General features: G+C 64.8%; 30 protein-coding genes. 17 read left to right on the top strand and 13 right to left on the bottom strand.

The annotated features are described in order from the left end of the window. Positions 1 to 84 precede the first annotated feature (84 nt). Both pepN and ATJ78_RS04825 read left to right on the top strand, forming a co-directional pair. A complete protein-coding gene (gene pepN / locus ATJ78_RS04830; protein ID WP_098406567.1) occupies positions 85 to 2,667 on the top strand; it encodes an aminopeptidase N in 2,583 nt (860 codons plus the stop codon). Positions 2,668 to 2,852: 185 nt separating this feature from the next. Beyond that, positions 2,853 to 3,425: a YdeI/OmpD-associated family protein gene (locus tag ATJ78_RS04825; RefSeq protein WP_098406566.1), complete on the top strand. Its 573-nt coding sequence runs from the start codon at positions 2,853 to 2,855 to the stop codon at positions 3,423 to 3,425. On the opposite strand, the gene erm is transcribed toward ATJ78_RS04825, so the two are convergent. After that, a complete protein-coding gene (erm, locus tag ATJ78_RS04820; protein ID WP_098406565.1) occupies positions 3,340 to 4,182 on the bottom strand; it encodes a 23S ribosomal RNA methyltransferase Erm in 843 nt (280 codons plus the stop codon). The genes ATJ78_RS04825 and erm overlap by 86 nt on opposite strands. Before the next feature lie 234 nt (positions 4,183 to 4,416). On the opposite strand from erm, the gene ATJ78_RS04815 reads away from it, so the two are divergent. Together ATJ78_RS04815 and ATJ78_RS04810 are read left to right on the top strand one after the other, a co-directional pair. After that, positions 4,417 to 4,650 carry an AbrB/MazE/SpoVT family DNA-binding domain-containing protein gene (locus ATJ78_RS04815; RefSeq protein WP_245836207.1) on the top strand — a complete coding sequence of 78 codons (234 nt, stop codon included), beginning with the start codon at positions 4,417 to 4,419 and terminating at the stop codon, positions 4,648 to 4,650. Continuing rightward, positions 4,613 to 5,050 (top strand): PIN domain-containing protein, encoded by a 438-nt coding sequence (locus ATJ78_RS04810; protein ID WP_098406563.1) that lies wholly within the window; start codon positions 4,613 to 4,615, stop codon positions 5,048 to 5,050. Before ATJ78_RS04815 ends, ATJ78_RS04810 begins: the two co-directional genes overlap by 38 nt. On the opposite strand, the gene ATJ78_RS04805 is transcribed toward ATJ78_RS04810, so the two are convergent. Further along, the gene (locus tag ATJ78_RS04805; protein WP_098406562.1) at positions 5,047 to 5,433 is read right to left on the bottom strand and encodes an ankyrin repeat domain-containing protein; all 387 of its coding nucleotides are present in this window, start codon (positions 5,431 to 5,433) and stop codon (positions 5,047 to 5,049) included. The two genes, ATJ78_RS04810 and ATJ78_RS04805, sit on opposite strands and share 4 nt — an antisense overlap. Positions 5,434 to 5,472: 39 nt before the next feature. Beyond that, the gene (locus ATJ78_RS04800) at positions 5,473 to 6,030 is read right to left on the bottom strand and encodes a TetR/AcrR family transcriptional regulator (RefSeq protein WP_098406561.1); all 558 of its coding nucleotides are present in this window, start codon (positions 6,028 to 6,030) and stop codon (positions 5,473 to 5,475) included. A gap of 87 nt (positions 6,031 to 6,117) precedes the next feature. Here ATJ78_RS04800 and ATJ78_RS04795 point away from each other — a divergent pair, with 87 nt between their 5' ends. Further along, the gene (locus tag ATJ78_RS04795) at positions 6,118 to 6,693 is read left to right on the top strand and encodes a YdeI/OmpD-associated family protein (RefSeq protein ID WP_098406560.1); all 576 of its coding nucleotides are present in this window, start codon (positions 6,118 to 6,120) and stop codon (positions 6,691 to 6,693) included. 18 nt (positions 6,694 to 6,711) lie between these two features. Here the strand turns inward: ATJ78_RS04795 and ATJ78_RS04790 are convergent, their stop codons facing one another. Next, a complete protein-coding gene (locus ATJ78_RS04790) occupies positions 6,712 to 7,524 on the bottom strand; it encodes a phosphatase PAP2 family protein (protein WP_143741373.1) in 813 nt (270 codons plus the stop codon). 143 nt (positions 7,525 to 7,667) lie between these two features. Between ATJ78_RS04790 and ATJ78_RS04785 the strand changes: the two genes are divergently transcribed. Genes ATJ78_RS04785 through ATJ78_RS04770 form a run of 4 tightly spaced genes read left to right on the top strand, consistent with a single transcriptional unit; the run spans position 7,668 to position 9,860 of the window. Continuing rightward, entirely contained in the window at positions 7,668 to 8,060 is a 393-nt protein-coding gene (locus tag ATJ78_RS04785) for a VOC family protein (protein WP_098406558.1), read from the top strand. Positions 8,061 to 8,109: 49 nt separating this feature from the next. Then, the gene (locus ATJ78_RS04780; RefSeq protein WP_098406557.1) at positions 8,110 to 8,628 is read left to right on the top strand and encodes an RNA polymerase sigma factor; all 519 of its coding nucleotides are present in this window, start codon (positions 8,110 to 8,112) and stop codon (positions 8,626 to 8,628) included. Next, the gene (locus ATJ78_RS04775; protein ID WP_098406556.1) at positions 8,609 to 9,241 is read left to right on the top strand and encodes a methylated-DNA--[protein]-cysteine S-methyltransferase; all 633 of its coding nucleotides are present in this window, start codon (positions 8,609 to 8,611) and stop codon (positions 9,239 to 9,241) included. The genes ATJ78_RS04780 and ATJ78_RS04775 overlap by 20 nt, the downstream gene beginning before the upstream one ends. 10 nt (positions 9,242 to 9,251) lie before the next feature. Continuing rightward, positions 9,252 to 9,860, top strand: coding sequence for a DNA-3-methyladenine glycosylase I (locus ATJ78_RS04770; protein WP_098406555.1), 609 nt, complete (start codon positions 9,252 to 9,254; stop codon positions 9,858 to 9,860). 4 nt (positions 9,861 to 9,864) lie between these two features. Here ATJ78_RS04770 and ATJ78_RS04765 read toward each other — a convergent pair whose 3' ends face one another. The 4 genes from ATJ78_RS04765 to ATJ78_RS04750 all read right to left on the bottom strand — a co-directional run bounded on the left by ATJ78_RS04765 (position 9,865) and on the right by ATJ78_RS04750 (position 13,810). Then, a complete protein-coding gene (locus ATJ78_RS04765; protein ID WP_098409206.1) occupies positions 9,865 to 10,362 on the bottom strand; it encodes a MarR family winged helix-turn-helix transcriptional regulator in 498 nt (165 codons plus the stop codon). Next, complete coding sequence (locus tag ATJ78_RS04760) at positions 10,359 to 10,571, bottom strand: hypothetical protein (RefSeq protein ID WP_098406554.1); 213 nt, start codon at positions 10,569 to 10,571, stop codon at positions 10,359 to 10,361. Before ATJ78_RS04760 ends, ATJ78_RS04765 begins: the two co-directional genes overlap by 4 nt. A 131-nt stretch (positions 10,572 to 10,702) precedes the next feature. Continuing rightward, on the bottom strand, positions 10,703 to 11,332 hold the full coding sequence (locus ATJ78_RS04755; RefSeq protein WP_098406553.1) for a type 1 periplasmic-binding domain-containing protein: 630 nt from the start codon (positions 11,330 to 11,332) through the stop codon (positions 10,703 to 10,705). Positions 11,333 to 11,407: 75 nt separating this feature from the next. Further along, positions 11,408 to 13,810: an immunoglobulin-like domain-containing protein gene (locus tag ATJ78_RS04750; protein ID WP_169923391.1), complete on the bottom strand. Its 2,403-nt coding sequence runs from the start codon at positions 13,808 to 13,810 to the stop codon at positions 11,408 to 11,410. Positions 13,811 to 14,247: 437 nt separating this feature from the next. Here ATJ78_RS04750 and ATJ78_RS04745 point away from each other — a divergent pair, with 437 nt between their 5' ends. Next, positions 14,248 to 14,499, top strand: a complete 252-nt coding sequence (locus tag ATJ78_RS04745) for a hypothetical protein (RefSeq protein ID WP_098406551.1) — start codon at positions 14,248 to 14,250, stop codon at positions 14,497 to 14,499. 24 nt (positions 14,500 to 14,523) lie between these two features. On the opposite strand, the gene ATJ78_RS04740 is transcribed toward ATJ78_RS04745, so the two are convergent. From ATJ78_RS04740 to ATJ78_RS04730, 3 genes are all read right to left on the bottom strand, one after another. After that, the gene (locus tag ATJ78_RS04740) at positions 14,524 to 14,925 is read right to left on the bottom strand and encodes a type II toxin-antitoxin system VapC family toxin (protein WP_245836206.1); all 402 of its coding nucleotides are present in this window, start codon (positions 14,923 to 14,925) and stop codon (positions 14,524 to 14,526) included. Continuing rightward, on the bottom strand, positions 14,913 to 15,143 hold the full coding sequence (locus tag ATJ78_RS04735) for a type II toxin-antitoxin system Phd/YefM family antitoxin (protein WP_098406549.1): 231 nt from the start codon (positions 15,141 to 15,143) through the stop codon (positions 14,913 to 14,915). The genes ATJ78_RS04740 and ATJ78_RS04735 overlap by 13 nt, the downstream gene beginning before the upstream one ends. A gap of 105 nt (positions 15,144 to 15,248) precedes the next feature. Next, a complete protein-coding gene (locus tag ATJ78_RS04730) occupies positions 15,249 to 15,623 on the bottom strand; it encodes a Cif family virulence factor (protein WP_245836205.1) in 375 nt (124 codons plus the stop codon). A 177-nt stretch (positions 15,624 to 15,800) separates the two neighbouring features. Here ATJ78_RS04730 and ATJ78_RS04725 point away from each other — a divergent pair, with 177 nt between their 5' ends. After that, on the top strand, positions 15,801 to 16,862 hold the full coding sequence (locus ATJ78_RS04725; protein WP_098406547.1) for an SDR family NAD(P)-dependent oxidoreductase: 1,062 nt from the start codon (positions 15,801 to 15,803) through the stop codon (positions 16,860 to 16,862). A gap of 72 nt (positions 16,863 to 16,934) precedes the next feature. Here the strand turns inward: ATJ78_RS04725 and ATJ78_RS04720 are convergent, their stop codons facing one another. Both ATJ78_RS04720 and ATJ78_RS04715 read right to left on the bottom strand, forming a co-directional pair. Then, positions 16,935 to 17,651 (bottom strand): PIG-L deacetylase family protein, encoded by a 717-nt coding sequence (locus tag ATJ78_RS04720; RefSeq protein WP_098406546.1) that lies wholly within the window; start codon positions 17,649 to 17,651, stop codon positions 16,935 to 16,937. Continuing rightward, on the bottom strand, positions 17,648 to 18,475 hold the full coding sequence (locus ATJ78_RS04715; RefSeq protein ID WP_098406545.1) for an NAD(P)-binding domain-containing protein: 828 nt from the start codon (positions 18,473 to 18,475) through the stop codon (positions 17,648 to 17,650). Before ATJ78_RS04715 ends, ATJ78_RS04720 begins: the two co-directional genes overlap by 4 nt. A gap of 160 nt (positions 18,476 to 18,635) precedes the next feature. Between ATJ78_RS04715 and ATJ78_RS04710 the strand changes: the two genes are divergently transcribed. From ATJ78_RS04710 to ATJ78_RS04685, 6 genes are all read left to right on the top strand, one after another. Further along, positions 18,636 to 19,289 (top strand): GntR family transcriptional regulator, encoded by a 654-nt coding sequence (locus ATJ78_RS04710; RefSeq protein WP_098406544.1) that lies wholly within the window; start codon positions 18,636 to 18,638, stop codon positions 19,287 to 19,289. A gap of 99 nt (positions 19,290 to 19,388) precedes the next feature. Next, on the top strand, positions 19,389 to 20,360 hold the full coding sequence (locus ATJ78_RS04705; RefSeq protein WP_098406543.1) for a DUF6282 family protein: 972 nt from the start codon (positions 19,389 to 19,391) through the stop codon (positions 20,358 to 20,360). Beyond that, a complete protein-coding gene (locus ATJ78_RS04700; protein WP_098406542.1) occupies positions 20,357 to 21,124 on the top strand; it encodes an ABC transporter ATP-binding protein in 768 nt (255 codons plus the stop codon). The genes ATJ78_RS04705 and ATJ78_RS04700 overlap by 4 nt, the downstream gene beginning before the upstream one ends. 20 nt (positions 21,125 to 21,144) lie before the next feature. Next, positions 21,145 to 21,984, top strand: coding sequence for an ABC transporter permease (locus ATJ78_RS04695; RefSeq protein WP_098409205.1), 840 nt, complete (start codon positions 21,145 to 21,147; stop codon positions 21,982 to 21,984). A 45-nt stretch (positions 21,985 to 22,029) separates the two neighbouring features. Then, on the top strand, positions 22,030 to 23,076 hold the full coding sequence (locus tag ATJ78_RS04690) for an ABC transporter substrate-binding protein (protein WP_098406541.1): 1,047 nt from the start codon (positions 22,030 to 22,032) through the stop codon (positions 23,074 to 23,076). A gap of 2 nt (positions 23,077 to 23,078) precedes the next feature. Next, positions 23,079 to 23,678, top strand: a complete 600-nt coding sequence (locus ATJ78_RS04685) for an RraA family protein (RefSeq protein WP_098406540.1) — start codon at positions 23,079 to 23,081, stop codon at positions 23,676 to 23,678. The last annotated feature ends 84 nt before the right edge of the window (positions 23,679 to 23,762 follow it).

Below are 23,762 nucleotides of genomic sequence, written 5' to 3'. Positions count from 1 at the left end.
AGCAGCACGCAGCGGCAACGGCCCAGTGGGCGGCCCCACGAGCGCTCGCCCCGATGTGTGCGGCCCGCGTGAAAACATGGAGGCATGAGTTCCAACGCCTCTGCGAATCTCTCCCGTTCTGAAACCACCGCACGCTCGGCCGCGCTGACACTGCGCCGGGCGCACGTCGAGCTTGACCTGCGTCGGGCTCCGGATGCTGCCGCAACGACGTTCGGCACCACGACGACGCTCGAGTTCGACGCCGACCTCGAGCGCGGCGGCGCGACCTGGGTCGACTTCATCGGCGAGAGCATCGAGAGCGTCACGTTGAACGGCGTCGACGTTCCCGTGCAGTACGACGGCGCGCGCATCCAGGTCGCTGGCCTGGCAGCATCCAATTCACTCACCATCGTCGCGCGCGGCGTGTACTCGCGCTCGGGCGAGGGCATGCACCGCTTTGTCGACCCCGTCGACGGCGAGACGTACCTCTACACGCAGTACGAGCCCGCCGATTCGCGACGCGTCATGGCGTGCTTCGAGCAGCCCGATATGAAGGCGCGCTTCACGTTCACGGTGCACGCTCCGGCCGGCTGGCAAGTGCTCTCGAACCAGTCCAGCGTGTCGAGCACCTCATCGACGGAGTCCGGCGAATCAGGGCACGCGACGGTCGGCACGACAGAGCCGCGCACGGCTTCGGCCGCGACGCAGACCGTCGAGTTCGCGCCGACGCTGCCGCTCTCGAGCTACATCACGGCGATCGTTGCCGGACCGTACCACCGCGTCGACGCCGAGTGGACACGCGGAGGCCAGACGATTCCGCTCGGCGTGCTGTGCCGCGCATCACTCGCCGAGCACCTCGACGCCGACGAGATCATCGAGGTCACGCAGCAGGGGCTCGGCTTCTTCACCGACGCTTTCGACTACGCGTATCCGTGGGGAAAGTACGACCAGGTCTTCGTGCCCGAGTACAACCTCGGCGCCATGGAGAATCCGGGACTCGTCACGTTCACCGAGAAGTACGTGTTCCGCGGGGCCTCAACGGAGGCGCAGCACGAGGGCCGGGCCAGCACCATCTTGCACGAGATGGCCCACATGTGGTTCGGCGATCTCGTCACCATGCGCTGGTGGGACGACCTCTGGCTCAAGGAGTCGTTCGCCGACTACATGGGCTCGCTCGCCACTGCCGAGGCAACGCGGTTCTCCGATGCCTGGGTGACGTTCGCCAATCGGCGCAAGGCGTGGGCGTACACCCAGGACCAGCTGCCAACGACGCACCCGATCGTCGCCGACATCGTCGACCTCGAGGCGGCAAAGCTCAACTTCGACGGCATCACCTACGCCAAGGGCGCTGCGGTGCTCAAACAGCTCGTCGCGTTCGTGGGGCGCGACGCCTTCTTCGAGGGCGCACGCCGGTACTTCCGCGCGCACGCGTTCGGCAACACGACTCTCGACGATCTGCTCGTGCAGCTCGAAGAGACCTCCGGACGCGATGTGCGAGCATGGTCGCGCGCGTGGCTCGAGACAACGGGTGTGTCGACACTCGACATCGAGACGGATGCTGACGGCCGCCGCGTCGTCACCCAGTCCGTCGCTCCGGGCGAGCAGCCGCGCCCCCATCGCCTCGCCGTCACCGCCTACGACTTCACCGATTCGATGCAGCTTGAGCGCACCGACAGCGTCGAGCTCGACATCTCGAGCGACCGCACCGCGCTGTCACTCGCCGCTGCCCCGCTCACCCTTCTCAACGACGGTGATCTGACGTACGCGAAGGTGCGCCTCGACGACCGCTCGCTCACCACCGTCGAAGGCTTTCTCGACCGCCTCACCGACCCGCTCGCGCGCGGCATCGTCTGGTCTGCCCTGTGGAATGCCACGCGCGACGGGGTGCTGCCCGCGGCGCGATACCTCACGATTGCGCGCAGCTTTGCTCCGCTCGAGACCAACGTCGGCCTGCTCGGCTCCGTGCTCGCAAACGCGGCGTTCGCCATCGAGCACTACGTCGCCGACGACGAACGGACGGCGCAGCGCCGCATGTGGCTCGACATCTGCTGGAACACCGTCTTCATGTCGCGCCCCGGATCGGGTGAGCAGCTCGCGTGGGCGCGTGCCACAGCATCCGCCGCCACCGTCGACGACGCTCACGCTGCTGATATCGCGGCAATGCTCGACGGCTCAGGGCGCATCCCCGACGGTCTAGCGCTCGACGCCGACCTGCGCTGGATGCTGCTGACAGCCCTGACCGCGACCGGCCATGCGACCGCGGCCGAGGCCGACGCCGAGCTTCAGCGCGACAACACAGCCAGCGGCGTGACCGCGCACGTTAAGGCGCTCGCCTCCAGGCCGGAGGCAGAGGTGAAGGATGCTGCGTGGCGCTCGGCGTGGACAGACACGCGCCTCACCAACGACCATCTCGACGCCACGATCGACGGATTCCGCGCGGGTGGGCGGCGCGACATGATTGCCGAGTACGACGCTGAGTACTTCGACCGCATCCGTCTTGCCTGGCAGACGCGCAGCATCGAGATCGCGCGGCGCCTCGTGCTCGGACTGTTTCCGGCGAGCGAGTCGCTCGAGCCCGTTGATGCCTGGCTGACCGACAACGTGGATGCTCCAGCCGCACTCGTGCGTCTCGTCACCGAGCAGCGTGATCACCTCGCGCGCGATCTGCGCGTGCGCGAGGTGCAGTAGAAGACGACGCGCGAGTTCTCCCGCGTGCACGTATTTCGGAATTCTGAACACGCCGCAGTACACCGCCGCGCAAAACTCCTGGTCACGGCAGCGCAGACCTCAGTCGGCGCCGAGATCTCCGAAATAGTGCACGCGTCGGCGGTGCCCCGTATGCTCTCACCACGACGCCGAACGTGAGGAGCACCATGGTCGACCGAGCGATCGTATACATGCAATCGGCCGAGGCCTGGGAGCAGTGGCTCGCCGAGAACCACGACTCGTCGGACGGCGTCAGGCTCGCCGTTCCCAAAAAGAACAGCGGCGAGCCGGGGCCGACGAATCTCGAGGCACTCGAGAGCGCACTCTGCTACGGGTGGATCGACGGCGTGCGCAACCGCCTCGACGACACGCATTTTCTGCAATCGTTCATGCCGAGGCGGCCGCGCAGCACCTGGTCGCAGGTGAACCGTGATCGCGTCGAGCGGCTGATCGCCGAGGGCCGAATGCGCCCCGCCGGACAGCGTGAGATCGACCGTGCCAAGGCAGACGGGCGATGGGATGCTGCCTACGCACCGGCATCCTCGATCGAGGTTCCGCCCGAGCTTGAGGCGGCGCTCGCGGCAAACCCGAAGGCCGCGGAGTTCTTCGCGACGCTCTCAGGGCAGAACCGATACGCGATCCTGTTTCGCATCGTCACGGCGAAGCGCGCCGAGACGCGTGAGCGTCGCGCCGCGACGTTCGTCGAGATGCTCGAGCGGGGCGAGACGATCCACTCCTGACGGAGTGCTCTGTCCACAGTTCCACCCAATTCGCCGCGCTCAGCTGCTTCGGCAGGCGTGCCTTCGGAGCCGTTCGAGCGATCCAGCTCTCGGCCTCGCGGGGACTCAGCGAGGTCGCTCCGGCAATGACCTGGGCGAGAGTTCGACCGCGCCCCGAGAAGACGCGCTGCACAAAGCGCTGGTACGCCTCACGCTCACGCGCGGGCACCAGCACCCGTCTGCTGATCACTATGATGCCGCCGTCCACACTCGGAACGGGGCGAAACGCCCGGGCGGGCACGCGCTCCAGCAGCGCGAAGTCGAACCAGGGCCACCACTGCGCCGTGAGAAGCGAGGCACCGCCGACGCCCGCCCGGCGACGCGCAACCTCCCACTGCACGAGCAGCGTCGCGCGGGTCCAGCCCGGCTCACGCAGCAGCTTGCGCAGAATGGCGGTTGTGAGGTGGAAGGGAACGCTCGAGACGACCGTGTGCGGGGTCGCCGGGTGCGCGTAATGCAGGTAGTCCTGCCGCACGACGCGCGCGCGGCCCTCGAGTCGCCGTTGGAGATCGCGGGCGCGACGGGCGTCGATCTCGATTGCCGTGAGCGGACGGTTCAATCGGGCGAGGGGCACCGTGAGAGCGCCGCCGCCCGGCCCGATCTCGAGAATCGGTCCGGTGATGGATGCGACCTGGGCGACGATGCGGTCAATGATTGCTGAGTTGACGAGAAAGTTCTGGCCGTTCTCGTGTCGGCCGAAGGATGCTGCTCGTGGCATGCGCGTGCTCCGCTGCTCGAGGTGGAGCCGGGCAGCACAAAGAGGCCGCTCCGGCAATGAACCGTAAGAGCGACGGCGAACGTCTTCGAACCGCCGCTTAGAGGCTGCGGATACGAATGTAGATCGTGCACGAACACATGAGGAGCATCCTACGGGCTCCATCGTTGAAAGCACAACGACGACGGAGCACTCTCGCAAACGAGCTCTCAACCATTGAGGTGGTATGTTAATGGTATGCGGTCAACCATGGATAAGGCAGGACGCGTCGTACTTCCGGCCGCGATCCGAGACTCTCTCGGATTTCGCCCTGGTCCGATTGATATCGTTGTCGATGGCACCGGAGTCAGACTCGAGATGCCCACGGCAGACAACGTCGAAGAGCAGGATGGCCGACTCGTCATCACCGCTGAAGGACCATCGCTGACGGCAGATGACATCCGAAAGCTTCGAGTTGCCGACCAACGCTGACATCCTGCTCGACACGAGCGCCGCGATCGCTCTTGTTTTGGCGAGTTCGGAGCTCCATGGCAGCATTTCGAAACGAACGCACGGCCTCATCCTCGGTTTGTCGGGGCATGCCGCGTTCGAGACGTACTCCGTGCTCACGCGTTTGCCCGGCGCACAGCGGTTGAGCGCGAGAACTGCTGCCAGAGTCATCGATGAGAATTTCCCGGCGACACACCAGCTCGGAGCACGCGCTGCCGCATCGGCGCTCAAGACAATCGCGGCTGCCAATATCGCGGGTGGCTCCGTCTACGATGGGCTCGTTGGACTCGCCGCGAAGGACGCCGGAACTGTTCTTCTTTCGTGTGACCGTCGCGCTCAGCCCACATACGCGGCTCTCGCCGTCGCGACTGAGTTCGTTTAGTTCTGCTGCTCCAGAAGGTGCTTCTTGCCGAACATCTCGGCGGCAAGACGGGCGGGCGGCGTGCCTGCGTCGAGGTCAGCTCCGGCGCCCAGCAGCATCCTGACGATCTCGTCTTCGCCCTTGAAGATGGCGCCGGCGATGGGCGACTGGTCGCGACCGTTGCGCAGGTCGACGTCAGCGCCCCGGTCGATGAGCCCGCGCACGGCATCGGCGTAGCCGTGGTACGCCGCCATCATGAGCGCCGTGTTGCCGCTGGCGTCTTGCACGTTGAGCGGCAGGCCGTGGTCGAAGAACTCCAGCAGCTCTGTCGTCTCGCCGTTGCGGGCGAGGTCGATGGCCATTGTCGTGAGCTTCTCGACGTCGTCTCGGCTGATCTCGGGCATGCGTCCAGCATAAGAGGTTCGCGCTTCCGAAGCCGAGCGTCAGCTTGCCACGAACGCCGCGCGGAACATCGCCCGCGCCCGTTCCTGCACGCTCCCGCGTTCGCTCTCGCTCGTGCGCGCGAGCACCGACGCCATCATGAACACGGCGAGCAGCACGTCGTCGACGTCGACGGACGCCGACAGCGTGCCGCGCGACCGATCGTTGCGCAGCATCCTCTCGGCCAGATCTCGAATGCGCGCGTCCAGGTGCGCGAGCGACGAGTCGTGTCTGTGCGCCACGACCATCTCGAAGAGCGACGCTGACGCAGCGGCCTGCTCGGCGACGCCGTCGAGCAGCTCGAAGACGCCGCTCTCGTCGCCGGCGAGCAGCTGTTCGAGCTCACCGATGTTCTCATCGAAGACGGCGGCTGCGAGAGCGACGCGGTCGGGAAAGTGGCGATACAGGCTCCCCTGCCCGACCCCGGCCCGCTTGGCAACAGCGCTGAGCGGCGCGTCGGCACCCCGCGCGCCAAAGATCTCGCGCGCGGCAGCCACGAGCGCCCGCCTGTTCTCGGGCCCGGCGCTCGGCCCTCGATTGGCCTTCGGCTGTTTCGTCACGACCGTCAGCCTAGTCAGCTACGGGACTCAGGTGGCGCACGTAGACTCGGGGAATCCCCGTCAGCAACACCAGTGCAAGGAGCCGAGATGGTCGATGGTGAGCCCCTTCTGTTCGAGGACGCGGCGGCGTGGGAAGCATGGCTCGTGGAGCGCTACGCCACCTCCTCGGGTGTCGACCTCGCCATCGCGAAAGCCAGCAGCGGCAAGACGAGCGTGACACATGAGGATGCTCTTGAGGTGGCGCTCTGCTACGGCTGGATCGACGGCGTGCGCACCCGCATCGACCAGAGCTGGATCGCCCAGTCATTCATGCCGCGCCGCGAGGGAAGCCGCTGGTCGCGCCTCAATCGCGAGCGTGCAGACGCACTCATCGCTGCCGGACGCATGCGTCCCGCGGGGCAGCGCGAGATCGACCGCGCCAAGGCGAACGGCAGCTGGGAGTCGGCGTACGCCCCGCCGTCGACCATGCAGACCCCTCCCGAATTCGAAGCCGCGCTGGCAGAGAACCCTCGAGCAGCGGACTTCTTCCACACGCTCTCGGGGCGCAATCGCTATGCCGTGCTCTTTCGCGTCAGCTCGGCCAAGAGTACCGAGACGCGGGCGCGTCGGGCGGCCGCGATGGTCGAGATGCTCGAACGCGAAGAGACCATCTACCCGCAGTAGCGCGTTGCTCGGAGCATGCTAACGGGAGCGTCGTGCCGCCAGCATCCACCCGATGGCGGCTGATGAGGCCAGTGCACCGCCGATGACTCCGGATGCTGCAGCCACCGTGAGCGTCCACGCACTGTCTTCGAGCGGACCGAGCAGGTGCAGTGCGGCGAGCGTTCCCGCGAGCGCGATCGCCACCGCGGCTGCAATCGCGATGATGAGCGCCACGAGGTTCAGCGCGCGTCGGGCCGGTGCTTTTGCGGCACGCTGCGCGAACCGCCCTCGCGCCGGGCGCAGTGCGTTGGCCGCCGCCGTCACCGCGACGACGAGCAGCACTCCCCCGACAACGTCGCTCGGGCGATGCCACCCGAACACGACAAGCTGGGCGCAGACGATCCCGGCAACCGCCGCAGCGAGTGGCAAGGCAAGAGGTCGCACCACGTGGGGCAGCACAATGACGAGGGCGAACGCCGTCGACGTGAACGCGATCGTGTGTCCGCTCGGGAACGTATTGACGGTGTCGATGGAGAAGTCGGGCCGCTGCAGAATCTGGTGCTTGAGCAGCTGGCCGAACACGTTGCTGAGTCCCATGGCCACTGCGGCAACCGCGGTATCTGCCCATGCCCGTCTCGCAACTCCGAGCACCAGGACGACGCCGAGCGCGATGGCGAGGTTCGGCACGGTCACGAGTGCGAGCAACGGGGACCGTTCGCTGTAGATCGACGAGTCGAGAACGCGCTCCTCCACGCGCTGCCCGAGGTGCGTCTGCACGCCCATGTAGAACGCGACGCCAAAGCCGAGGGCAGCCACGACGGCGGTCAGGATGCTTCGGGTTCTGCTCGCCACGGTCACTCCCTTCGATGTCGACGCGATTTGCCGACTACAAGTATCGACGGTCAAAGCTGAAGAGAGAGTCGGAACACGGTGGCCGCGCGGTAAAGAACCACCGAGGGAACGCACAATGCCCTGCGGCGGCGTAGGCTCGGCGCATGAGCACTCCGGGAATCCGCAGCATCCATCATGTGACGCTTTCGGTCTCTGACATTGACGCGAGCGTCGCCTGGTACCGCGATGTTCTGGGCTTCGACGTTATCAAGCAGCTGCGGCACAACGGCCTCGAGAAGGCACTTCTGCATATCGGCGACGTTCTGGTGACGTTTGTCGGCCACGGAGACGCGGCGGAGCCGGGAGAGTTCTCAGAACGACGCGTCGGGCTCGATCACCTCAGCTTCGGTGTGGATGCCGACGCCATCGAGGCCTGGGCCGAGCACCTCGAGTCGCACGGCGTCACCTGGTCACCCATCGTCGACGGCCTCTCGGGCCGGGTTCTGTCGTTCCGCGACCCCGACAACATCGCGCTCGAGTTCTACACGATCGAGTGATGCGGGCGAGAGATCTCACATTTCGGCGTCACCGCGCGTCTGCCCAGTGATGACCGCTAAACCGCCGTTCGAATCCGTCGTCGCCCGCCACGGCGCGACAGTGCTGCGCGTATGTCGTGCCGTTCTCGGACCGCACACCGACGCCGACGACGCGTGGCAGGAGACCTTCGTCTCGGCGATGCGCGCGTACCCGCAGCTGCCCGACGGCGCCAACGTCGAAGCGTGGCTCGTGACGATCGCGCACCGCAAGGCGATCGACGTGACGCGTTCTCGAGCACGGCTCCCCGTGACCGTCGAGGAGCTTCCCGAGACCGAGAGCTCGTACGGCAACCCGGCTTCTCGCGATCTCGACCTGTGGAAGCACGTTGCAGCGCTGCCGACAAAGCAGCGCTCGGTGATCGCGTACCACTACCTCGCCGGGCTGCCCTACAGCGAGATCGCGCTCATCGTCGGCGGCACGGCCGCAGCGTCTCGCCGCGCGGCAGCCGACGGCATCGCGTCGCTGCGGCGACAGCATCCACTTCCCGACCAGACCGAAGGAGGCACTCGTGACCGAGACTCCCTATGAAGCCGATCGGCTGCGCGAGCTGACACAGCCGACGCCCGACCACCTTTCGCACTTGCACGACCAGCTCGCCTCACGCGCCGAGGCCGACGACGTGCTCGACGTCGCCTACGCGACGGCGGACTCGCCGCTCGGAACACTGCTCGTTGCTGCGACGCCCGCCGGGCTCGTTCGCATCGCGTTCGAGGTGCAGGGTTTCGACGACGTTCTCACGACGCTGAGCGAGCGCATCAGCCCGCGCATTCTCGAGGCGCCCGCACGACTCGACGACACCCGCCGAGAGCTCGATGAGTACTTCGCGGGCAGACGAACCGACTTCGACCTGCCCCTCGATCGCGCACTCTCGCGTGGCTTTCGTCGGCAGGTGCACGAGCACCTGCCGCACATCGCGTACGGCGCGACGCAGACGTACGCCGACGTCGCTCGCGAGGTCGGCAGCCCCCGCGCGGTGAGGGCGGTCGGCACCGCGTGCGCCGTGAACCCTCTGCCGATCGTCGTGCCGTGTCACCGCGTGCTGCGCAGCGACGGCAGCACCGGAGGCTACGCGGGAGGCCCCGAGGCGAAGTCTCGTCTGCTTCAGCTCGAGCGCGCTCACGCTGTCACCGACCGGCGATAGCATCTCACGCATGGCAACCGAGATGACACACGGCACCGTGCGTGGCGACGATGGGCTGGTACGTCCGATGTGGGCTGCCGCAGACGACCTCATGCGCGAGTACTACGACACCGAGTGGGGCATGCCGGTGCGCGACGAACGGGGACTGTTCGAGCGCATCAGTCTTGAGGCGTTCCAGTCAGGTCTCTCGTGGGCGACGATCCTGCGCAAGCGTCCGGCGTTTCGCGCGGCATTCGCCGGTTTCGATCCGGATGCTGTTGCCGCCTTCGACGACCGCGACATCGATCGTCTGCTCGCCGACGCCGGCATCGTGCGCAATCGGGCGAAGATTCTCGCGACCATCGGCAACGCCCGAGCGACGATCGAGCTTCGCGACGAGGGCAGCCTCGTCGATTTCGTGTGGTCGTTTCAGCCGGTCGAGACGCCGGAACCGCGCACTCCCGCTGAGGTCCCCACGACGAGTTCTGAGTCGATTGCGCTGTCGAAGGCGCTGCGCAAACGCGGTTTCAGGTTTGTCGGTCCGACGACGATGTTCGCGCTGATGGAGGCCGTCGGCATTGTCGACACGCACCTCGTCGATAGTCACCGTCGCGGCAGCTCAGGTGTGTGGCCCCGCTGAGCGGTCACCGCGAAGCCGGGCTCGCTGCCGCGATCACACCGCTCACGGCGTCGCGCAGGGCCTCGACGTCTGACGGCGTCATCTGAAACTTCTGCATCATGGCGACGGGAACCTGTTGCGCCCGCTCGCGCAGAGCCCGCCCCTCCTCCGTCAGTTCAATCGCGAGCTGCCGCTCATCGTGCGGGTTTCGCGCACGATGGACGTAGCCGAGCCGTTCAAGGCGCTTGACCATGGGTGACAGCGTCGCCCGCTCGAGCATCAGCAGTTCGCCGAGCCGGGTCAGCGAGAGCGAACGGTGCTCCCACAGGGCGAGCATGACGAGGTACTGCGGGTGTGTGAGATTGAGCGGCTCCAGCTCGGAGCGATACGCGTCGATGACCGTGCGCGACGCCACGGCGAGCGCGAAGCACAGTTGGCTCTCGAGGGCGAGCGGGTCAGCACCAGTGGATGCTGTCGGTACAGCGTCCGCGGCAGCATCCTGGGTCGTACCGGCGTCGTTCATCGCGGGCACAGCACTCGTGTCGCGTGGTACTGGTCGTTGCTGCGCCTGATGGTGTGCAGAGACATGAGTTTGGAGCACATGGGGCACGCGGGGTCCGCCGGTCTCACATCGGGACCCTCGGCGTAGCCGGCGCCGATCTGCGCGGGGCCCGTGAACGTGCGGATGCCGCGGTTCATCAGCTCATAGAAACGCCAAAAACGCTCGCCCATGTCACTCCTCGTAAATGCTTCGTGCCCTAAACATTAGCGCACAGCGGTGTACGGGGCGAATCGTCACCGCACTGCGGACTCACGCGCCGCACGCGACGTGGGATCCGCGCAGCAGGGCGACAGCGGCGGGATCACTCGGGAAGTTCGTAGACCATTCCGGCACTGCCGTCGCCGATCATCGCCAGCCCTGCTCGCAGTGCTGCGGGCAGCCGATCGACAAGATCAGCGGATGCTGCCGCGCCGGCCGTTCGCGCGTTAGCCCCGCGCCACACGACCGCCGTGACGTTGCCCGTCGGTTCGGGCAGCTGCGCGCCGATGATGAGGAACTGCGTGTCGAGCATTTGCGACGACACCGCGTCAACACTCACGAGAAGGTCGGCTCCGGTCATCAACACAACGTCGGCGCCCTCTGCCGCGGCGACGAGCCCGTCGATGACGTTCGACGGCTCAGAGCTGATGACGTCCACCGTGGCGTCGATCTCGGTGGCGGCCGCCGTGACAGCATCCGGAATCTCAGTGCCCGGGCTAGCAGAGACGACAAGTGCAATGTCGAGTCCTGGCGCGACTGCCGGCAGGTTCTCGGGGACGGGCATCGTGCTCCCCGGCGACGGCTCCGCACTCGGCTCGGAAGAGCCGCTAGCACCGGGCACCTGTGATGTCGCAGCGTGGTCACTCGCCTGGCCGGTGGTCGTGCACGCGGTCGCCGTCAACGCGGCGGCGAGCACGAGCGCCGCCGCGCCGATGCGTGTGAGAGGGGACACAGGTTCTCCGATCATCGCTGGAATGCACGGGGCGGCCGGCGCCGACGGTGAGCCGACACCAGCCGCCCCCGTGTTTTACGCGTTCTGCTCGCGACGGCGACGCACGGCCGCAGTGACCGCGAGCCCGGTGCCGAGCATCACAAGAAGCGCCGCGGCGATCAGACCGGGCAGGGCGTCGGCCCCCGTGAACGGCAGCTCGCCGCTTGCGTCGTCGGTTGATCCGCCGGGAGCTGCGTCGTCACCTGAACCGGCTCCCGGTCCGTCGCCGGGCTCTGATCCAGGCCCGGTTGCGGCGCCCGCGGCGACAACAGTCACCTCGCGCGTGGCGGTCTGCGTGTTGCCCGCAGCATCCGTGACGCTGTACTCAAGCGAGTACGTGCCGAGGGTCGCCGTGTCGACGCTGCCTGTCACCGTGACAGCATTCGTCACGTCGCCATCGCGTGCATCAACGGCGCTCACGCCGGCCATCGGATCGAAGTCGGCACCCCGCTGCACCTCGCCAGATTCGGGCACCGTCAGCTGCGGAGCTTCGGTGTCTTCACGCATGAGCGTCACCTCGTCGACCACACTATTCACGGCCGCACGCGCGTTCGTCTGCTCGCTGCGGTAGGTGGTGATGGTGATGGCGTCGTCTGTGACCTCGATATTTGTGTAGTTGCGCACCTTCTCTTGGTTGATGACGGAGGCGTACCAGGCGTCAGGAGCCTGAACGTCGTAGTACTTCGAGCCGCTTGCAGAGTTCGCCGTGACGTAGAGCACGTCGCCCTCACCCGCGACGACCTCGTTCGAGGCCGCTGTCTCGTCGGGGTTCGCGAGCTCGCCGTCGTTGATGAGGTAACTGCGCGTGTAGCTGTGGTCGTGACCCTGCAGCACGAGGTCGACATCGAGGTCGCTGATGAGCGTGGGCAGTTCGTTGCGCATCGAGATGATGTTGGAGTCGTTCACGTGCGCGGCAACTGAGTAGATCGAGTGGTGGAACGCGACGACTGACCAGCGCGCCTTGTCACCCTGTTCGGCGACGACGTCGCGCAGAAACTGCTCGTGCGCGTCGATGTCGGGGTTGTTCGAGTTGATGACCATGTAGAGCACGCCCTTGAACATGAACCAGTAGTCGCCGCCCGACGATGAGTCGCTCAGCGCGGCGCCGGCTTCGGTGTCGAGGTTCGGCGTCGTGTAGTGCTGCTCGTAGGCCTTCGATCCCACGTCGTGGTTGCCGTTGACGGGCACGACGGGAATCTGCTGCATCTGCTGCGGCGACAGGAACGCGTCGTACTCGTTCTCGCTTGACGCCGTGTTGACCTGGTCGCCGGCCGAGAAGAGCATCTCGCTCTGGGGGAACTGCTCGAGCGCCACGTCGAGGGTGTCTTGCCAGCCGATACGGTCGGACTCGACGTTGCCCGAGGCTCCGATCTGCGGGTCACCGAAGAACAAGAAGTTGTAGTCGCCCGAGAAGTCGGCTGTGCTGAACGTCTCGACATCGGACCAGCCGAGTGCATCGCTGCCGACGCGGTACACGTAGGTCGTGTTCTCGCTCAGCCCCTCGAGGGCGGCGCGACGGTTCTGCTCGCCGCTCGTCGTCTCGCCTCCCGAGGCTTCGACGGTCATCGCGCTGTCGGTGGGGAATTCAGAGCCGGATGCCGGTGCCACGGCGTACTGCACGAACTGCGCCTCGTTGACATCGGTGTACCAGGTCAGGTTGCGTGAGCTTTCGTCGCTGCCGATCGTCATGACGAGGTTGTCGAAGCTCGCGTGCTCGGGAACGACGGTGGGGGCGAGCGCGCTCATGTCGAAGTAGATGTCCGAGCTGGTGTCGCGGTCTTGGTAGAGGGCCACGGCCACCGTGTTCGCGCCGTCATGGAGCACGTCAACCGGGACCGTGAAGTTGGAGGTGAGCGGCGACCCGTTGCTGTCGCCCGCATACATCAGGTTGCGCTCGGCCTCGGGCGCAGCATCCACCTTGTCGTCGACGAAGCCAGCCACCTGTGTGCCGTTGACGAAGATCTGAATCGCATCGTCGTAGGTCACCGTGCCGGTGAGGCTCGTCAGCTCGGTGAGCTCGTCTGCGCTGATGTCGATGGCGGTGCGGAAGTGGAAGGTGCGCACGTTCGGCGCGGCCTCACCGTCGACATATTGGTTCAGCAGCGTTGTGATCGGAAAGTCTGTGCCGATGCCGTCGGCCTCGCCGTTCTTTGCGCCGAACGGGCCCGTCGCGGTCTTCCACTCTGCATCGTCGAAGGCGGCTGTGGTCCACGAGAGCCGATCGTCAGATCCTGCTGCCGGGTCGGTGTCGTTGTCGGAGTAGCTCCACACGGTGGATGCTGTATCGATGTAACTCTCGGGCGGCTCGGCGGCGAATGCTGTGGCTGCCGACGTGCCAAACAGTGTCGCCAGCAGGGCTGTTGCGCTGGCTGTCGCGATGGTGCGTCGAGAGCGGTGCGATGCTCTCGTGCGCGGAACCGCTGTGTGCGGTGCGGTCATTCTTCCTCCACGTTGTCGGCCGGGGCGGCCGCGGCCTTGGATCCCGTCTGGGACCCACCGAGAAACCGTATGGAGGCTGAATGACATGAACGTGAACGAAAGGGGCCCATCGGCCAAACGCGAGCTGCTCGACCCTCGTCTCTCTCGCGGGCAGCTGACGGGTTCACCGTTCGTTCACGCGAGTTCGACACTCTCTCGTCGTGCCTCAGAGATACCGAATCGCGATCGCTCTCACCCTCGCGGGCGTCGCCTACGGAGTTCCGCTACCGTCGCGCGTTGAAATCCAGGAGCGGCGACAAGCGTAGCTCGCTCGAATCCGAGGCACTCTAGCCCGCACGATGCGCATATTCAACCCCCTGAACGGTACGCCGCCCGGCGTTCAGAGTGGGCGGTGACGGAACGGATTTTGCGGCCGTCACGAAGACGAAGGAGGAGCCATGAACTCTACACCGGATGCTGTTTCCCCCTCGGGTGATGCCGACGCTGTTCAGCCGCTGCGCGACGACGATGCGACGTCAACGGGCGCGCAGGACGACGCTGCACAGCAGGAGTGGGAGCGCACCGACGGCGAGATCCCCGCAGAAGATCCGCCCCGAACGATGGTGCGACCAGAGACACAGGGTGTCGATCCCGTGATCGCCGACCTCGGAGACGAGGGGGAGGGCGACCTCGCACCGGAAGACGCATGACACGCGGCGTTATTGTTGCGGCCCTTACCAGACAGCCTCGATGTCGAACCCTGCGAAGGTCCGGTCCCGACTGACGAGAGGAAGGCCCTCGATCAGACTCTGAGCGGCGAGCATTCTGTCGAACGGATCTCGATGCGGAGCCTCAAGCCCTCCGGCGAGCAGCGCATGGCGATGGGTGATGGGTAGATGACTGAATCCATGCTTCGCGGCCAGCTCGCCGAACATCTCGGTCACCTTCGGTACGCCGGACAGCTTGCCGAGACGAGACTTCGTCGCAACCTCCCACGCACTTGCGGCGCTGGCATAGACAACGTTCGACTGATCCTCAATAATGCTGTGCGCTGTCGCTGAGAGCCGGTCATCGTTCGTGAACCACCACAGCAGAACGTGCGTGTCGATGAGGAAGCCCTGCATCAGTTGTTCCACGCGGCGAGCTCAGATTCAGGCAGGTCCTCAAAGAAGCTATCGTCGACCTGGCCTTCCAATCCGCCGGGTACGCGTTTCCCCTCGATCGGCGCAAGCGGCACAAGCCGCGCATACGGCTTACCGGATTTCGCCAAGACGATCTCCTCGCCGGCATGTGCCCGCTCGAGCAGCCGTGACAGCTGCGTCTTGGCAACATGGACATTCACGACAGCTTCCATTTCCGCCTCCCAGACGTCCCCGTGGACTAAGTCATCAGGCTAAGTTTACCTCAATTGCGGTACGCGCTCCCCCTCGCCAGGATTCGCGCACTTCATCTATTGCGCTCAGCCCTCGCGAATCGTCATCGACGTGATCTTGTCGCCATCAACCTGAAAGGTGAAGCTGCTTCGCCCATTCGCCCAGGTGCTTGCCCAGTCTCCGATGACGGTGATCGCGCTTCCCTGCTCCGCGACCTCGTCGGGAGTGAGCACACCGGTGGCGCCAATGAACTCCTTGTCGCTCCATGCTTTGATCTCATCGCGACCCGTGAAGATTCTGCCCCAGTCGTCGACGAAACCATCGCGCGTGAAGGCGTCGAGAAAACCATCCTCGTCATGCGCGTTGACAGTGTCGATGAACGACTGAACGGGTTCGGGAACGGATGCTGCCATGCTGCACTCCTTGCTCGGGTCGTCGGTGTCACTTGCGTCTTCAGTCAACGATCTTGATCCCTCGTTGTCCACCCATAGATCCGAGCCTGCAGCAACCGCTCCGCACCCGGCGACTCCGCAAACTCTCAGCCGCAATCCGCCAGAACAGAGTTACGCTGATACCGGACAGTGTTATCCGGTGGCGACCAGCGCGCCGCTCACCATCCGACGGAAAGCCAGGCACCCATGCCCCAGAACTCCACCCCCCTCAGTTCGCAATCGACAATTGGCGAGTGGCTGGCCCACCCAGCAGGCGGCCCCGTGCTCCGCGCCGTTCTCGCCGAGTCCGGCCAGACCGCAGACGCACTCCGCCCCGTGCGCAGCATGCCTCTCGAGCGCATGGTCGAGCTCAGCAAGGGCGCATTCCCCGCAGAGCTCGTCACCGAGCTCGTTCGCCGCATCGAAGCGGGTGAGATTCCCGAAGAGGATGCTGCAACAGCATCCAGCTCTGAGCCTGCCGTCGACGAGCCCGCCGTGCCCATCCCGGCATGGTCGGAGCGCATCACCGAAGGCCGTTTCGCCGGCAAGACGATCATCGTCACAGGCGCGGGCTCCGGAATCGGCAAGGCGACAGCGTCGCGAATTGCGCGCGAAGGAGGCCGCGTCATCGCCGTCGACATCGCGGCCGACCGCCTTGACGGACTGGTCGCCGAGCTGCCCGATGCCGACATCGTGGCAGTGGGAGCCGACATCGCCGATGACGCCGACGTGCAGTCGATCGTCGCGGCCGCGGGTGACACGATCGACGGTCTCGCGAACATCGCAGGGATCATGGACGACATGACGCCCGTCGGCGAGCTGACGGATGCCGTGTGGCAGCGCGTCTTCCGCGTCAACGTCGACGGCACCATGAAGCTCATGCGAGCGGTCGTTCCCCACATGCTGCCGCGCGCGACCGGGACGATCGTCAACATCGCGTCGGAGGCCGGGCTGCGCGGTTCGGCGGCGGGAGCGGCATACACGGCATCGAAGCACGCGGTGATCGGCCTCACCAAGAGCAGCGCCTACATGTACGGCCCGCTCGGCCTGCGCATCAACGCGGTCGCGCCGGGAGGCGTCATCACCAACATCGAAGCGCGGTTCGCGTCGCCTCTCGGTGAGGCACGCATGCGAAAGGGCATGGCGGTGATGACGGATGCTGTCGAGGCTAGCGCCCTTGCAGCATCCATCACCTTCCTCCTCAGTGACGACGGCGTGAACCTCAACGGTGTCGTGCTTCCGTCTGACGGAGGGTGGTCGGCGGCGTAACGCTCACTGCGCAACAGCTCCGTCACGTCCTGACACGTGGCGGAGCTGTTTCGGCCGTTGGACTAAGCGCGATCAGAGCCCAGTGACGACGTTGGGCACGATGCGCTGGAACGCCTCTGCCTGGCGAATCTCTTTGTTGCCGGTGACCTTGCGAGCGTGATTTCCGCGGTGCTCAGCGCGCTCTGCATAGTACTGCTGCAGATAGGACTGCGCCTTCATCGCAGACATCGCCTGCTTCTTCTTCTCGAACACGCTCGTGATATCGACGAATACCGACGGGACGAAACCACAGAGGTCGGGCTGATGTGGCTCGAAGACGAGAAACTCGCTCGGCGGCGCTGTTCGGAAGCCCGCCTCGACAACGGCGCCGGCCGTCAGAAGACGCGCCTTGGCAACGACGGCATACGCGACCGGGTGATCGGGGTTGAACGGATCTTTGTCTGCGTGCGTGAGCACGACGTCCGGCGCGTAGTCGCGCATAAACTCTGCGAGTCGATCGACTCCGGCTTGATCAACGTTGAGTGGGTAGTCGCCGAGATCTAGGGACTCGAAGCTCGCTCCGACGGCTGCGGCTGCCTCCGTGGCTTCGGCGTGCCGATGCTTCTTGACGTTCTGCTCCGTCTGCCCCGGAATCTTCCAAAGCTCGCCCGACTCGCCGCGCTCTCCGTACGACAGCGAGACAACGCGCGCCTCTCCACCCGCTTCAGTGTGCTTGGCGATGGCGCCGGCTGCGCGCCAGACAAAGTCCGCACTGTGGGCTCCGACAACCAGCATCCTTCGTGTGCTCATTCTGACGCGGCATCCTTTCCTTGTGATACGACGGACGACAATCCGTCGCTTGTTCGTGGCTCATCGCGCAGCCGGGACAGCCACGCGTGGGCGGCCTTGGTCGACCAGTTCGGCGCGCCAAGAGAGTCAAGATAGGCGTTCGCGTCCTCTGTCTCGTGCACGCGCCGTTCCGCATGCTCGCGAGAGCCAGCGATCAGGCGCTCGATGAGCTGCCGAGCGTCGCCGGAGAACTCTGACGCGATCTGGTCTCGAAGCCACGCCGCCTGCCCGACCTCGCTTGCGGCCGTCATACTTTCGAGCAGAACCGCAGCCAGTCCCTTCATGAACACGCTCCGCAGAAGCTTGCGCCCGGCGGCATCGCCCGGCTCCCCACCTATCGATTCGACGGGCGCTCCCACTTGACTCATCAGGTCGGCGAATTCATCCGCGCCGTCACCGCTTGCCATCAGTGGAGTGCGAGCACCCTCGCGGGGGACAGGTGCGAGCACAGCGACATCAGCGAAGAGGACCTTGTGTGCCGACGCGATGTGCGCCAATCGCGCCTTCAGCTCTGGGGAGCTTGTATTGAGATCGGCGAAGACGGCTCCGTGTTGCATGACGGGAATTGCCTGCTCACCGACAGCCGAAGCGGCACGAGCGCCGACGAGACTCAGAACGAGATCTGCCGATGCCACAGCTTCTTCGATGGTCGCCGCCTGCGCAATGCCGTCAGCGTTAAGAGTCACAAATGGGTCAAAGCCGACCGTCGTGTAGCCGCAGTCCCTCAACCCGCGAGCGTAGAGCTCACCGGCCTCACCCAGCCCGATGATCACGGCTGCTGTCATCAGCGTTCCTCCTTTGGCGCGGCGGTGTCGGAACGAACGTAGTACATTGTCAACAATTTTGCAATCAAAAATGGGCACATAATGGACCCATGAGAATACGTCGACTGTGAGCAGTTTTGTTTACAGTTGTTGCAACACTTTCGACCACAGGGGGTTGGTAATGCCGAATACCGAGACGGCGCAGCGACACGACGGCACCTACGTCACCGACGAGCTACGCCGTGCAATCACAGCTGGGGAACTAGCCCCCAACCAGCGCCTGATCGAGGCAGATCTGACAGAACAGTACGAAGCGAGTCGCGGTGCCGTGCGACTCGCTCTTGCCAATCTCGCAGCCGAAGGTCTCATCGAGCGAATTCAGAATCGCGGCTCTCGCGTGCGCGCTATCGATCTCGACGAGGCACTGGAGATCGTGGAGCTGCGCGCCGCACTCGAGTCGATTTGCGCGGCCAAGGCAGCCGAACGCGCGGACGATGCTGGAATAGCCCGGCTCAAAGCGATCGGCGAGCGCATGCGCAACGCTGTCGAGGAGGGCGATACCGAGACATACTCGGCCGGCAACAAGGAATTGCACGAGCTCATCTTGCGCCTGAGCGCGATGAAGGTCGCGCCAGGAGTCGTAAGCCGACTCCGAGCCCAGAACGTGCGATACCGCATTCGGCTTGCGCGCCACCACAACCGGCCAACGGTCTCACTGCCCGAGCATCTCGAGATCATCGAGGCGATCAGCAACCACGATGCCCCTCGCGCAGCAGCCGCAATGGAGACACACCTGAAGAGCGTCCTCGAGGCCACGCGCACGTACTTCTCCTGACGCTTCGCGATCATTTTCGACCGGTCAGAAACTGACCGTTGACACTGTCTACAAAAATGTTGACAATGTAGACAACGAAATTGATCGCAAAGGAGCGCCATGTCTGCACACCCGCAGCCCAGTGAGAAAGCACGCGAACTCGTGATGGGCGCGTATGACGTTCACGTGCATATCGCGCCCGACGTCATGAAGCGTCGCATTACAGACCTCGAGTTGGCTGAGCGCTACGCCGAGCTCAAGATGGCCGGCTTCGTTTTGAAATCTCACTACGTCCCCACCGCGGAGCGCGCCAGCGTCGTGAGGGCCGTGCATCCCGAGGTCGACGCTCTCGGCGCCATCACACTCAATGCCTCCGTGGGAGGCATGAATCCGGTAGCCGTGGAGATCGCGGGTCGCAGCGGGGCACAGTTCGTGTGGCTCCCCACCGTCGACAGCGATAACCAGCGCAGTTGTCTCGCCGAAGAGCCAGATGGCGCGACGCCACCCATGTGGGCGCAGCTCCAGCAGGACCTGCGCGATGCGGGTATGGCCAGCCCGGTTGTCGACGTTCTCGAGGCTGACGGTTCTGTCACGACGCAGACGCTCCAAGTGCTCGACGTCATCGCGAAGCATGACATGACTCTGGCCACGGGCCACTTGCACGGCGACGAGTCGGCCCGCGTCGTTGAAGCCGCGCGCGACCGCGGCGTTCGCCGCATCGTGATCACACACCCCGAGTTCACGTCGCAGCGCATTCCCGTCGAGAATCAGCGCAGCCTCGTGCCGTTCGGTGCTCTTCTCGAGCGTTGCCTGACGACTCCCCTCACGGGCAAGGTCAGCTGGGAAGACTGGCTCGGCAACATCAGAGCTGCAGGACCGGAGAACTCGGTCATTAGTTCAGACCTTGGACAGCCTTTCAACCCGCCGGTTGAAGATGGACTGGCCATCGCGGCGGACATTCTGCTTGAGAACGGCTTCTCGAGTGACGAGGTTCGCCTCATGACGGTGCACAACTCACGCTGGTTGGCGGGCGCGGAGCCGCTCGATGACGCGCCAGCCGAACCGGCGCGTGCACAGGAGGCCCAGCGATGAGCACCGTCCTCGAGATCGAGCATCTGACAAAGGAGTTTCAGCGCGACGATGTCGCGACAGTCGCCCTGCGCGACTTCAGCCTCACCATCGAACGCGGTACGTTCGTCACGGTGCTCGGCAGGTCGGGATGCGGCAAGTCGACCATGCTCAACCTGCTCTCCGGCCTTTCCAAGCCGACATCGGGGCGCGTGCTCCACAACGGGGACGCGCACACGGGTCCCACACCCGAAATCGGGTACCTGACACAGAGCGACACGCTCATGCCGTGGCGCACGGTGCTTCGCAATGTCGAGATGCCCCTCGAAATCGCGGGCCGCGACAAGTCAGAGCGTTCCGAGATCGCGCGCGACCTCATTTCGCGAGTTGGGCTCGACGGGTTTGCCGACAGCTACCCCAGGGAGCTCTCCGGCGGAATGCGGCGACGGGCCAGTCTCGCGCGCATGCTCGCGTACGGCGCCGAGACGATCCTCATGGACGAACCGTTCGGAGCACTTGATGCGCAGCTGCGCACAGAGCTCCAGGGCGAGTTACTCCGGCTCTGGGCGCAGACCGGGCAGACGATCATTTTCGTCACACACGACATCGACGAAGCACTGCTGCTGGGCGACCGCGTGGTTGTGCTCGGCGCTCTCGGCACTGTCCTACTCGATCGCGAGATCGACATCGCCAGGCCTCGGGATCCCGACAGTACAACTGTCGACCCGCGATTCATCGAACTTCACCTTGAACTGGCAACCGCTCTCAAAGAAGGGGCTCGGCAATGACTGCCGTGCAGACCATGTCTATGATTGAAACCACAAATGCTCCCGCCGCCAGCGGCCCCGTCAAAGAAGCGCGCAAGCGCTCATGGTGGGGTAAGAACGGAAGACAAGCGACAGTCTGGATGCTGCGGGTCGCATTGTTCGTCGCGTTTATCGTCGTCTGGTACATCGCGAGCCTCGTTGTGCCAAACCCGATGTTCATCTCGACGCCCCTCGCGGTCTGGGAGCAGCTTGTCGAATGGGTCGTCGACGGTACGATCGCGTTCCACTCATGGATCACCATTCAGGAAGTCGCGCTCGGCTACGTCATCGGCGTACTCACGGGAGCAGTTACAGGATTCATTCTCGCGTCAATTCACCTCATTTACGACGTTTTCGAACCCTTCATGATGGCGCTGTACTCGATTCCGAAAGTGGCGCTTGCCCCTCTCTTCATCGTGTGGTTCGGCATCGGCATCGACATGAAGATCATCCTCGCCGCAGTCAGTGTGTTCTTCCTCGTGTTTCTCAACACAGCATCCGGTGTCCGAGAGGTAGACCGCGGCCTCATTGATGCCGTCCGGCTCATGGGCGGCAGCAAACGCGATGTTGCATTCAAGGTTGTCCTTCCAGCATCCATGGCCGGTCTGCTGACGGGACTCAAGGTATCGATTCCCTACGCGCTCATCGGAGCCGTGATCGGTGAACTCGTTGCCTCGAACCGTGGTCTTGGGTACCTCATCAATGATTCGGCCGCCCAGTTCAACACGGCGGGCGTCTTCGCGGCCGTTGCCGTGCTGACGGTTCTCGCCATGCTCCTCAATGGAGTCGTGGCTTTGATCTCGTCGCGCACCAGCCGGTGGAAGCCGCTGGGCGACGCCTGACCTCAACGTCCCCTATCCCGCAAACTCAGTGAGGAGTTCACAATCATGACGAAACACAGCTCAAGAACGATCTGGAGGTCGCTTGCGGCGGCCGCGGCGGTGCTCAGCCTCGGCATATCGGCCACAGCGTGCTCATCCGGCGGCGGAGGCGGCGGAGGCGAAGACGCCGATGTTCTCAACGTGGGACAGATCAGCGACTCGGTCGCCTTCTTCCCTCTCTACGTCGCAGAAGAGAACGGATACTTCGACGACGAAGGAGTCAACCTCGGCGAGCGTCCCCGCCTCGGAACAGGTGCCAAGCTCGCGGCCGCGCTGACGTCGGGCAGCATCGATATCGCGGCGGGAGTCATCACCGACGCGTTCAACCTGCACGAAAACAATGACAAGACCCGGATTACGGGCTCTCTTGTCACGGAGTACTACGTCGACATCATCGTCGGTGAGAACTACGACGGCCCCGGCGTCGACGCACCACTCGAAGAGCGCGTGCAGTCACTCGTCGGCAAGAACATCGGGATTACGGGCCCTGGCTCAGGAACCGAAGCCCTCGTGAAGTACCTGTTCGGAACCATCGACAAAGACCCGTCGAAAGATTCCACCCTCGTCAACCTCGGCGGTTCGACAACAGGTGCGATCGGCGCGCTCTCGGAGGGGCAGGTCGACGCTCTTGCCTTCTTCCAGCCCGTCGGTCAGATGGCCGAGACACAGGGCGTCGGTGAGATCTACATCTCGCCACAGCGTGGGGACATTCCAGAGATGGCGGGGCAGCTTCACGGTGCGCTCTTCAGCACCACGACCGCTATCGACGCCAAGCCGGAGCAGATTCAGGGATTCAACAAGGCGATCGACTCTGCCCTCGGGTTCATTGCCGACAACCCAGACGACGCGGCCAAACTGCTGAAGACATACCTCAAGGCGACCGACCAAGAGACAGTGGATGCTCTCATCAAGCTGCTCCCCGAGGAGATGGCGACCTCGACGACCGTGCCTGAGGACGGTTACGAGAAGGCCGTGGATTTCCACGTGAACTCAGGCTTGATTCCGGAAGGTCCTGCGTATTCCGACATTGTTTGGGATGAGGTGAAGGAGTAGCAATGAGCGGTGCGGAATCGGAGATCCGTCGCCGCCTGAGCGAGGTGGCGGTGAGCCAGATCGGCGACGTCATGGATCGGCTCGGTCTTGTCGACAGTTCGATCGCTCCCACTTGGAAAGGGGCGCGGTTCGCCGGTCGCGCGGTCACGGTGCTGACGGCAGCAGGCGACAACAAGGTCATTCATGATGTCATTCCGACTCTGCAGCCGGGTGACGTTCTCGTGATCAACGGGCAGAGCGCCACCTCGCGGGCACTCGTCGGCGAGCTCGTGGCCGAGCGCGGTCAGCGCAGGGGGTGCGTTGCTTACGTGATCGACGGCGCCATTCGCGACGTCGACGAGATCGGCGCGCTGGAGTTCCCCGTATACGCGCGCGCCGTGACTCCGGCCGGCCCGTACCGCAATGGCCCAGGAAAGATCGGCGTGCCGGTTGCCATCGGTGGCGTTGTCGTGTCGCCGGGGGATTGGCTCGTGGGCGATAGCGATGGCATTGCGGTGATTCCGAGCGCAGACCTCGAGACGGTTCTCGCCGACGCCGAGAAGAAGCGCGAAAAAGAAGCTCAGCAGCAGCTCGATATCAGGGCGGGCCTCGTCGACGTGTGAGCTCCCACGCATCCGTTGAGCCAGAACGCACCAACGCCAACATCTCGGTAGAGCAAGCGATGAGAGGCACTGTCCATTCAGTGC

This window comes from Paramicrobacterium agarici, assembly GCF_002563955.1.
In the GTDB taxonomy this organism is placed as follows: domain Bacteria; phylum Actinomycetota; class Actinomycetes; order Actinomycetales; family Microbacteriaceae; genus Paramicrobacterium; species Paramicrobacterium agarici.
Note: the sequence above shows the minus strand (reverse complement) of the source record. Positions and strands in the feature narration are given on the sequence as shown.